We start from the raw sequence: 9,238 nt of genomic DNA on the forward strand, positions 1-9,238 counted from the left end.
ACCAAGGCACCATCACACAGCCTTTGGCGCTGAACAAACAGGTAAGGCGCAACACTGCCGATGGGCCGATTTTCCCCACCCTTGAGAGGAAGAAGCTATTGGAAAACAAAATTGAACGGGCCGGGCGATTTTGTCCTCTGACTGCGTTGGCTCGCGCTTGTGGTGGGATAGCACCACCGCACGCAACCCGCCTTGTCAGAAACCAAAATCGCCACGGTCAAATGACTCCATTTCAACAGGATACGCTCTAACCGATGAGCCAGAATGCGGGACTGACCACGATCCACGAGGAAGATATTGCCCGGCACCTTTCGACGGCGCAGGGCATGATCACGCGGATGGTTGTTCTGGAGCGCGGAAGCGGACGGTCGGGGACGGGGCTTGCAGGCACGGGCCGCCGGTTCGTGTCGACGGTTTCGACAGGATCTGTCAAGCGCACGCGTGAGGTGGAACTGACCAAGACCGTTGCCGGCATGCGCCCCGACGATCCGATGCTGTCGATTGCCCAGCACATGGTGCTGTTCAGGGTCCGGCGCGGGCTTGCCGTCGCACTGGCGCTGGCGGACAGTTTCGCCAAACAGAGCGCCCTGGAGACGCTGCAGGCAAAAAACGCGGCTGCGCCCCTGTCGGGCGAGGCGGCAGCCGAGTTCAAGGCGCTGCTTTCGGCATCGGCCTATGTCGCGGCGTTTTCATTCGCCGCCTATCTTCTGCAGCTCATCGGCAGCGAGGCCGAGCCGGTCAACGATGTGGACGAGCCCGACTTCCTCTTCGATACGCCGCAGGACGCTTTGAAATCCATGCTGGCCGGGCTTGATGCGGCCCTTGCCGATGCGCGTGACGATGAGGCGCTGACGGCCCGGGCGAGAGCCTTCGCGCGCTCGGCGATTGAAGGTCTCCTGCAGCGGCGGTCGCGTTTTTCCGGACTTGCCGATTTTGCCGAGGTGCATATCCGCATCGAGCAGGACGATTTTACACTCGACGGCTTCGACGTCGCTCCCGGGGAGCGTCGCAAGCCCTTGTCGATGAGCTTCAAGCAGCCCGAGGAAATCATCGGCAACCATATCGCCAAATATCAGGCGATGAAGCTGGCGAAGATGCTGGTCGCCTACGATTTCGAGCGGCAGATGAACCCGTTTGTCGAACTGGGCGGCTTCCTGTTCACCTTCATCGGCGACGGCATGCCGGGAACCGGAAAGACGATCCTCATCCAGATGATTGCCGGACTGATCGACGATTACTGCAAGATTGCCGGTTATCCGTTCCATTACGAGAACTTCGGCGTCGATCAGATCTCGTCCTATCAGGGCAAGTCCGGCCAGAACTGCAAGGCCTTCATCGACAATGTCGTCAGTCCGCGCGCCATCGGCTTCGGCACGATCGACGATATCGATCAGGTGGCGGCCAAACGGTCGGACGACCGCGCGTCGGCCGGCCAACACGAGGTGACGGCGGTGCTGATGGAGAGTTTTGCCGGCGCATCGACCGTGGTGCGCGGCAATTGCGCCTTCGGCATGTTCTCCAACTATCCGGAAAATGTCGACGATGCGTTGCGCCAGCGCGCCGGCGCGCGCTGGCTGGTCGACGGGCCGCAAAGCCGCGAGGACTATATCGATATCTTCGTGCTGCTTGCCGGGCGCAATCATGACATCCCGCTCGGTGCGCACGATCTTTATGCCGGTCAGGAAATCAAGAGCGCGGTGACCACATCCTATGCTGGCCATGACGAGCCGAAGGAAGACGGTCTTCTTGCGGTCTGGGAGGCGTACCGCAAGGAGCGCGGCGCCATCAAAACCATGGCGGATGTCGGCGAATATCTTTACCGGATCAAGCAGGCCGAACCGCGTTTTACGGGCCGGGCGATCAAGAACATTACCGACGCCATCAAGATGCGGGCCATGGATATCGATCTGCCGGACGAATGGTTCGAGACGCCGGACGCTTTCATGCACAAGGGCTATGACGAGAAAAAAGCCATGATCGAGGATCTGCGCGGGCCGTTCTCGATCGACATGGTTCTGCAGGAAATCAACCGGTACGGGGATTCGGAGTTCCGCTACACGGACAAATCGGACGACGCGGCGGTCAAGGACATTATTCGCCGCGAACGGCAGCGCGAGAAGGCCGTGCGCGAGATCGAAGCGATGAAACGCGACGGGCATTGGGAGAACTGATGCAGCGTTTGGCCGAGCACGATCTGATCCACGGGCGGCTTCTCGATATCGGCGAGCCGCATCTGGTGGAGCGCTATAACAGGGCGCTGAAGGCTTTCGGGCTGCCGCAAACGCGGCTTGACCGCTTCCGGATCGACATGAGCGGCTACTCGCCGGAAGTGGCGGAGGAACTCGGCGATCCGCATTACCTCGACCCGAACGCCGTCAACCGGCGTTTCATCATTCTGTCGCCGGCGCAGGAAGGTCTGCCGGTGGTGCACACGGCGTTTTCCAATACGGCGGCGCTCATGCACGGTTTCTTCGACGCCAACCGCCGCGCCATTCACGCGGTGACGATCCGCGACGTGCTCTATGGCGAGATCGAGGAGGATATCGTCGCGGTTGAGGATGTCGAGGATCTGCTGTCGATCCAGGAGGTGCGGTTCAATGTCCTTGCCGCCAACGACATGCTCGCAAAGGCCGAGGAACTGCGCACGCTGTCGGACCGGCTGCTGACGGTGCCCGAGGCGTGGCGCGACGACGCGATGATCGGGCGCATGGTGGAACTCGCGCAGCAGACCGGCGACATCCGCAAGAACATGCTGGTGCCGGACAAGATCCTGTTTCGTCACGAAGCCTTCTGGTCCGGCCATTTCGGCGGCATATTCGTGTTCCTCGACGGCAGGAACACGACGGTCATCTGCGATCCGGCCGCGCCCGGCTTCCGGCGCTCGCGGCCCTGGCAGGTCAGCTATATCGCGCTTGACGATCACGAACGCATTTTCGAGTTCCTCCAGCGCACCGGCCGCATCGAACTGCCGCGTGCGTCCTGGATCGACAAATCCGGATATCTGGAGCACAGGACGCAGATGATCCTGCACGATCTGATCCGCAGGAACGATGCCGAAGCCCGGTTTGACCGGATGGACGCGATCTGGCTGCAGACCTGGATACACCGCCATGCCAAGGCGGTGGCGCAGGACGGCATCTATCCGTTCCTGCAGGCGGCCGGCCGCAGGATCGCCGCCGACGGCGATTACCCGCTGGAAGAAGCCGATGCGACGCACCGTTTCCTGCTGGTGCGGGCGCGGACGGATCACGCCGACCGCTGGCTCGTCAACCGGTTGATCAGCGTGCTCGTCCCGGCGGATTTCGTGTCCCGGTTTGTCTTCGACAAGCAGGGTTTCTACGCCGCCTATGAAAACTATCCCGACAGCTACAAGGATCATGTCGTCAAGACGCTGACGGATACCTATCTGCGGAACAAGAGGGCGTTCCGCGCCCGCCTTTACGGTTTGGAAGAGGACAGAAGCGATGTTTGACCCGATCATTGCGTTTTTCGAGCGGGTATTCACCATGATCGGCCACGGCATCGGTGTCGTGATCGCCTGGATCCTGTGGCCGTTCATGGCTGCCGGGCGCTGGTACCGCAGCAAGGGCTTCATTCTGAAGGCGGTCGTCGGAGCCGCGGTCCTCGGACTTGTCCTGCTTTATGCGGTCTTCATCTGGCGGACCCTGTGGATCCGCGATTTCAACCCGGACTACGTTGCCGCCTACAGTCTCGAAGAGCCCGGAATAAGGGCCGGCGATCAGCCGTCGATCGAAAACAGCAGCGCGACGACGCGCACCTGCTCACGGTCCGTGATCGTGGATGTGACGGCGGATCTCATCGATTTCAACGTCGATCGGAATGCCTGGATCTCGTCGACGCTGCTCTACAAGGCGGGTTTCTTCGGCCTGCCCTGGGATTCAACACCCTATCTGGACAACAAGGCGTCGTTCCAGCGCGGCGTTCATCAGGCGGTTCAGCGCACGGCCATTGAGCTGGTCGACACGCTCGGACGGGTGCGCGGCACCTCGGCGGTGGACGCCGATCTCGACCGGGCCCGCGGCCGCATCCAGTACGACCAGCATACCTGGTATTTCAGCCTCTCGCCGTTCGGACCGATCACGCCGACGCCGGCGGCGTTCCGGGACGGGCGCGACAGGCTTCGCGCCTTCAATGACAGGCTGGAATCGTGCGATGCCGTGTTCGATGCGCGCGCCGACAATCTGATCGGCTTCGTCGACCGTATCGCCAAGGATATCGGCTCGACCTCGGCGGCGCTCCGCGACCGCTCGGACGCCAGCAATGCGGGATGGTTCGATACGCGCGCCGACAATCAGTTCTGGTTCACCTACGGCCAGCTCTATGCCTATTACGGTATCCTGAAGGCAGCCCATGTCGATTTTGGCGATGTCATCAGAAGCCGGCAGTTGGAGGATGTGTGGACGACGATGGAAGAGCAGTTGCGCAAGACGCTCAATCTCGATCCGGTGATCGTCTCCAACGGCAGGGAGGATGGCTGGATTATGCCCTCGCACCTGACGACGGTCGGTTTTTATCTGCTGCGGGTGCGTTCTAACCTCGTTGAAGTGCGCTCGATTCTGGACCGCTGACCGGTTTTCAAACCGGCAGGAAAGACGACGATTTGACCTCTTCCATCACCGCATAGGTGTGGGTTTCCCTAATGCCGGGCAGGGGCAGGATGACCTCGGAAAGGAAGGCGCGGTACGCGGCCATGCCGCCGACGCGCGCCTTGACGAGATAGTCGAAGCCGCCGGCCACCATGTGGCATTCCATGACATCGTCGGAGCGCTTGACGGCGTCGGCGAAGGCTTCGAAGACATCGTCCGTCGTGCGGTCGAGCTTGACCTCCACGAAGACCAGAAGGCCGCGCCCGAGCTTTTCCGGCGACAGGCGGGCCGAGTAACCTTCGACGAAGCCCTCCCGGACAAGCCGTTTGACCCGTTCGGCTGTCGCCGTCGGCGAAAGATGAACCTTTTCGGCCAGTTCCAGGTTCGACAACCTGCCCTGTCGCTGAAGCAGCCTGAGTATTTTGCGGTCCGTTTGATCGATTGATTTCATTTTTCTCTAAAGTATTTATATTTGATAGTGATAATCACCAACACTTATATTGAATATAGAGAGCATCGCTTTTGAAGTCGAGCTAGAATGGGAAAAACACGGGAGAGACGTCATGAATGCTCCGCTGTCCAAGGCCGTGCCTCAATTCCAGGCGCCCTATGCCGATGATGACGATGTTCTGCTTGCGCGCTTTGCCGAACAGCTGCAGCTCGGCGATGAGCAGGATGCCGGGATCGACCGGCGGGCGACGCGTTATATAAAGGCCATTCGCGACCGCTCCGGTTCCATCGGCGGTGTCGAGGATTTCCTGCGTGAATACGGGCTCTCCACGCCCGAGGGGCTGGCGATGATGGTGCTCGCGGAGGCGCTGTTGCGCGTTCCCGATGCCGGCACCCAGGACAAGCTGATCGAAGACAAGCTGAAAGAAGGAAACTGGAGCGCGCAGGACGGGCAGGGCGATACGTGGTTTGTGGCAGCATCCGCATGGGCGCTCGGAATGACGGCTCGGGTCATCAGGCCGGGCGAGACGCCCGAATCCCTGCTGCAGGGGCTGGTCAAGCGGCTCGGCCTGCCGACGGTGCGCACGGCGACCAGGCAGGCCATGCGGTTTCTGGGGCACCATTTTGTCCTTGGCGAGACCATCACGGTCGCTCTCGGCCGTGCGGCGAAATCCGAGGAGCGCGGTTTTCGCCATTCCTTCGACATGCTGGGCGAGGGCGCCCGCACCGCGGCCGATGCCGAGCGCTACCGGCAGTCCTATGCCGATGCCATCGAAGCCATCGGCAAGGCTGCCGGCAAGACGACGCTGCCCGACCGGATGGGCATTTCCGTCAAACTGTCCGCGCTGCATCCGCGCTATCACGCCACCCATCGCGACCGGGTGATGAAGGAACTCGTGCCAAGCGTGCTGAAACTTGCGCAGAGCGCCAAGGCGCACGATCTCAACTTCACCATCGATGCCGAGGAGGCCGACCGGCTTGAATTGTCGCTCGAGGTGATGGCGCAGGTGTTCTGCGATCCGTCGCTGGAGGGGTGGGACGGTTTCGGGCTTGCCGTTCAGGCCTATCAGAAGCGCGCCCCGCAGGTGCTGGATTATGTCGATGCGCTGTGCCGGCAGACGGGGCGCCGCATGATGGTGCGGCTGGTCAAGGGCGCTTACTGGGACACGGAAATCAAACTCGCCCAGGAGCGCGGGCTGGACGATTACCCGGTCTATACGCGCAAGGCGGCGACGGATGTCTCCTATCTCGCCTGTGCGCGGCAGATGCTTGGTATGCGCGAGCGGGTCTATGCGCAGTTCGCCACCCACAATGCGCTGACCGTCGCCATGATCCTTCAGATGGCCGGCGAAGACCGCAGCGGTTTCGAGTTCCAGCGGCTCCACGGCATGGGAGAATCGCTCTACGACGCGGTTGCGGAAAACAACATACCTGTGCCGTGCCGGATTTACGCGCCGGTCGGCGGCTACCGGGATCTGCTTGCCTATCTGGTGCGCCGGCTTCTGGAAAACGGCGCCAACTCGTCCTTCGTCGCCGTTGCCGGCGATGCCAGCGTTCCGATTGGCGACTTGCTGGCGCGGCCGCTCGACCAGCTTGGAACCGGCGAGGGCAGGAGCGCCCGGCATGGCGATATTCCGCTGCCGCGCAATATCTACGGCGACCGGGCTAACAGCGCCGGGCTCGAGTTCGGCTGCCGCGCGGAGCTGCGGCAATTGTGCGGCGGCATGGCCGCTGCGGACACAAGCGTGGCGGCGCGACCGCTCATACCAGGCGTCAAGGTGCATGGCGGCAGTGTCGATGTCCACGCGCCGGCTGAACCCGACCGGGTCGTCGGAACGGTCTGCGAGGCGCGGCCGGATGATATCGAGGCCGCCATGAAAGCCGCGCGGAAAGGGTTTGCACGCTGGTCGCGGCTTCCCGCCGGCGAGCGCGGCGCGGTGCTGCAACGCGCCGGTGACCGGCTTGAAGCCGAGCGCGACCGGTTCATGGCGCTGCTTTCGCTCGAGGCCGGCAAGACGCTGGACGACGGCATTGCCGAAATACGGGAAGCGGCGGATTTCTGCCGCTACTACGGGCAGCAGGCGCAGGCGCTGTTCGGTGAGCCGCGGCTCATGCCGGGGCCGACGGGCGAGGAGAACCGCTATGGCTGGCGCGGGCGCGGCGTCTTCGCGTGCATCAGCCCGTGGAACTTCCCGCTGGCGATCTTTCTCGGCCAAGTGACGGCTGCACTTGCGGCAGGCAATGCGGTGATCGCCAAACCGGCGGAACAGACGCCGCTTGTCGCCTATGAAGCGATCCGGCTGCTGCATGATTGCGGGGTGCCGGAGGACGTGCTGATTTATCTGCCGGGCGGCGGTGAAACGGGCGCGGGCCTTGTTTCCCATCCCGGGATCGATGGCGTCGCCTTCACCGGATCGACGGCGACGGCGTGCGCCATCAACCGCACGCTGGCCGCCAAGGACGGTCCCATCGTTCCGCTGGTGGCCGAAACCGGCGGGCTCAACGCCATGATCGTCGATGCCACGGCTCTGCCGGAGCAGGTCACCGACGATGTGATCATGTCGGCGTTCCGTTCCGCGGGCCAGCGCTGCTCGGCCTTGCGTATCCTCTTCCTTCAGGACGATGTCGCCGACCGTATCCTGACGATGATCGAGGGCGCGACCAGCGAGTTGCATCTCGGCCCGCCGCAGAATCCCGACACCGATGTCGGTCCGATTATCGATGAGGGCCAGCGATCCATGCTTGCCGCGCATATCGAGGCGATGAAGCGGACGCAGACGGTGCGGTTTTCCGGCAATACGCCGGAGCGGGGAACCTTCTTCGCGCCGCATATCGTGGAACTGGACAAGGCGTCCGCGCTGCGTGAGGAGGTGTTCGGGCCCGTGCTGCATGTCGTGCGGTGGCCCGTCGGGACGCTCGACCGCGTTCTCGATGATATCGATGCGAGCGGCTATGGTCTGACGCTTGGCGTTCATACCCGCATTGAATCGCGCATCGCCAAGGTGACCGACCGCCTGGACACCGGCAATGTCTATGTGAACCGCAACACGATCGGCGCCGTGGTCGGAACGCAGCCATTCGGCGGTTCCGGGCTCTCCGGCACGGGGTTCAAGGCGGGCGGACCGGCCTATCTCTACCGCTACGCTCAGGAACAGGTGGTGTCCGTCAACACGGCGGCCGCCGGCGGCAATGCGAGCCTCATGGCGATCGGCGACGATTGACGTTCCACTCGCCGGGTCTGCGACCCGGTGGCTCGCGCCCCGTTGCCGGGCAACCATGAGCCCGCAAGACCGGTCCCGCTTGCTGTGCATGAAGGCTCCTTTCCAAGTTGATGGGGGACATGTAGCCGAGCGCTGAGTGACGCTGGCCAGGACTGTACCAGCCTTCGATGAACCCGAAGATGGCCTTACCGGCCTCCGCCTTGGTCTGGAACTTACGCCGATCAAGCAACTCGCACTCGAGCATGTCGAACCACCTTAGCCAACTGTCTCAGATCCGGAGGCGCCGTGCAGATCGGCACTGCAGATCCCATAGTTACTGGATATTGAAAAATAGAATTTCGATATTGGAGTCCGCTCGCCATGTCACCGACCTTGGGCGTATGAAAAATGTAACGTCTCACTTTAAACGGGTACAAACGCCCGTCCACAACACATCGGCGATGGTCGCAAGCCGTGTCCAAGCTGATGGATGTAATCCGATTTCAAGCAGTCGCGCTCAGGTTCGGGGTGGCTTTGACGTTTCCGTCTTGAACCATCTGGCATCAAAACCAAGGAATACCATCAACCGCACGAGGTTGATCCTTAGCCTTGCGGTCGGAACCACCCTCTCAGCAACACTTTTTAGCGCCACCCTGGAAGCGCAAGCGCAGACTGCCTGTGTTGCCGGAAACAATCCCACTGCCTGCGTCAATACCGGCACTGTTGTGGGCAGTGTCTCGACGGAGGGCTCCCACTCGGGTATTACCAACGAGGGGACTGTCGAAGGCTTCATCTCGACGGAGGGCTCCAATTCGGGTGTTACCAACTCCGGCACTGTTGAGAGGGGTATCGAGACCTTCGGTGCCAACTCCGACATTACCAATTCCGGCACTGTTGAAGGCTTCATCTCGACGGAGGGCTCCAACTCGGGTGTTACCAACTCCGGCACTGTTGAGAGGGGTATCGAGACCTTCGGTGCCA

Annotated in this window: 7 protein-coding genes; 6 read left to right on the forward strand and 1 reads right to left on the reverse strand. The window is 62.0% G+C overall.

The annotated features are described in order from the left end of the window. The 4 genes from AC5E6N_RS21315 to AC5E6N_RS21330 all read left to right on the forward strand — a co-directional run. On the forward strand, nucleotides 1-251 hold a 251-nt coding region (locus tag AC5E6N_RS21315), incomplete at its 5' end, for a hypothetical protein (protein WP_491749699.1). A 3-nt stretch (nucleotides 252-254) separates the two neighbouring features. Further along, nucleotides 255-2,171 (forward strand): AAA family ATPase, encoded by a 1,917-nt coding sequence (locus AC5E6N_RS21320; RefSeq protein ID WP_491749700.1) that lies wholly within the window; start codon nucleotides 255-257, stop codon nucleotides 2,169-2,171. Further along, nucleotides 2,171-3,472 (forward strand): DUF6638 family protein, encoded by a 1,302-nt coding sequence (locus AC5E6N_RS21325; protein ID WP_491749701.1) that lies wholly within the window; start codon nucleotides 2,171-2,173, stop codon nucleotides 3,470-3,472. Before AC5E6N_RS21320 ends, AC5E6N_RS21325 begins: the two co-directional genes overlap by 1 nt. Beyond that, a complete protein-coding gene (locus tag AC5E6N_RS21330) occupies nucleotides 3,465-4,589 on the forward strand; it encodes a DUF2333 family protein (RefSeq protein ID WP_491749702.1) in 1,125 nt (374 codons plus the stop codon). The genes AC5E6N_RS21325 and AC5E6N_RS21330 overlap by 8 nt, the downstream gene beginning before the upstream one ends. Nucleotides 4,590-4,596: 7 nt before the next feature. Here the strand turns inward: AC5E6N_RS21330 and AC5E6N_RS21335 are convergent, their stop codons facing one another. Continuing rightward, nucleotides 4,597-5,058: an Lrp/AsnC ligand binding domain-containing protein gene (locus AC5E6N_RS21335; RefSeq protein ID WP_491749703.1), complete on the reverse strand. Its 462-nt coding sequence runs from the start codon at nucleotides 5,056-5,058 to the stop codon at nucleotides 4,597-4,599. A gap of 112 nt (nucleotides 5,059-5,170) precedes the next feature. Here AC5E6N_RS21335 and putA point away from each other — a divergent pair, with 112 nt between their 5' ends. Further along, entirely contained in the window at nucleotides 5,171-8,278 is a 3,108-nt protein-coding gene (putA, locus tag AC5E6N_RS21340; RefSeq protein WP_491749704.1) for a bifunctional proline dehydrogenase/L-glutamate gamma-semialdehyde dehydrogenase PutA, read from the forward strand. A gap of 704 nt (nucleotides 8,279-8,982) precedes the next feature. Continuing rightward, nucleotides 8,983-9,238 (forward strand): hypothetical protein (locus tag AC5E6N_RS21345; RefSeq protein ID WP_491749705.1); only part of this gene is annotated, 256 nt, incomplete at its 3' end.

This window comes from Hoeflea sp. (assembly GCF_984452065.1).

Excerpts from the sequence above, each read along its gene's own strand:
- AC5E6N_RS21320 (WP_491749700.1), top strand. The coding sequence starts at position 255 with ATGAGCCAGAATGCGGGACTGACCACGATCCACGAGGAAGATATTGCC.
- AC5E6N_RS21325 (WP_491749701.1), top strand. The coding sequence starts at position 2,171 with ATGCAGCGTTTGGCCGAGCACGATCTGATCCACGGGCGGCTTCTCGAT.
- AC5E6N_RS21335 (WP_491749703.1), bottom strand. The coding sequence starts at position 5,058 with ATGAAATCAATCGATCAAACGGACCGCAAAATACTCAGGCTGCTTCAG.
- AC5E6N_RS21330 (WP_491749702.1), top strand. The coding sequence starts at position 3,465 with ATGTTTGACCCGATCATTGCGTTTTTCGAGCGGGTATTCACCATGATC.
- putA (WP_491749704.1), top strand. The coding sequence starts at position 5,171 with ATGAATGCTCCGCTGTCCAAGGCCGTGCCTCAATTCCAGGCGCCCTAT.